The sequence below is a fragment of the Actinospica durhamensis genome (assembly GCF_018139695.1).
Classification (GTDB): domain Bacteria; phylum Actinomycetota; class Actinomycetes; order Streptomycetales; family Catenulisporaceae; genus Actinospica; species Actinospica durhamensis.
The window spans coordinates 1-888 of record NZ_JAGSOG010000627.1; the positions used below are offsets into that span (position 1 = coordinate 1).

At 70.4% G+C, this 888-nt stretch carries 2 protein-coding genes; both read left to right on the forward strand.

Annotation, left to right across the window (positions count from 1 at the left end):
* Window positions 1-574, forward strand: a 574-nt coding sequence (locus tag KDL01_RS41445) for a malic enzyme-like NAD(P)-binding protein (protein ID WP_281415868.1), incomplete at its 5' end; no start/stop codon positions are given.
* Window positions 575-652: 78 nt separating this feature from the next.
* On the forward strand, window positions 653-888 hold a 236-nt coding region (locus KDL01_RS41450), incomplete at its 3' end, for an SDR family NAD(P)-dependent oxidoreductase (RefSeq protein WP_212534199.1).

Below are 888 nucleotides of genomic sequence, written 5' to 3' on the forward strand. Positions count from 1 at the left end.
CGAGCGGATCGAGCTGCTCGAGGCGGTCCGGCAGATCAAGCCCACCGTCCTGCTCGGCACCTCCACCGTGCACAACGGGTTCACCCGGGAGATCGTCGAAGCGATGAGCGCCGGGGTGCAGCGGCCGATCGTGTTCCCCATCTCGAACCCGACCTCGCGCATCGAGGCGATGCCCGCCGACGTGATCGCCTGGTCGCGCGGCAAGGCACTGGTCGCCGTCGGAATCCCGGTCGAGCCCGTGCAGTACGACGGGGTCACCTACGAGATCGGCCAGGCGAACAACGCGCTGGTCTACCCCGGGCTCGGCCTGGGCGCCATCGTGTCCGGCGCCTCGAAGGTGACCGCCGCGATGCTGCTCGCGGCCGCCGAGGCGGTGGCCGGGCAGGTCGACGTCGGCGCGCCGGGCGCGCCGCTGCTGCCGCCGATCGAGAACCTGCGCGCGTCCTCGGCCACGGTCGCGGTCGCGGTGGCGAAGGCCGCCGTGGCCGACGGCGTCGCCACCGTCCGGTCGGAGAACTGGGTGCAGGCCGTGCAGGACGCGATGTGGCAGCCCACGTATCCGGAGAACGCCTGACCGGCCGCGCCGACGGCGCACTGATCAGAGCACGAATATTCCTGTTCATATCGAGGACGGCGAGAGGCGGAGGCAGTCGTGAAGCGAGTTCTGATGACCGGCGCGGGGACCGGGTTCGGGTTCGAGGCGGCGATGCGTTTGGCGGAGAAGGGCTTCGAGGTGATCGCGGGGGTCGAGATCTGGGGGCAGGTGCAGACGCTCAAGCGGCAGGCGGCCGAGCGCGGGGTCAAGCTCACGGTCGAGAAGCTGGACGTGACCGACGCCGGCGACAGGAAGAAGGCGCTGGGCTGGGACGTGGAGATCCTGGTGAACAA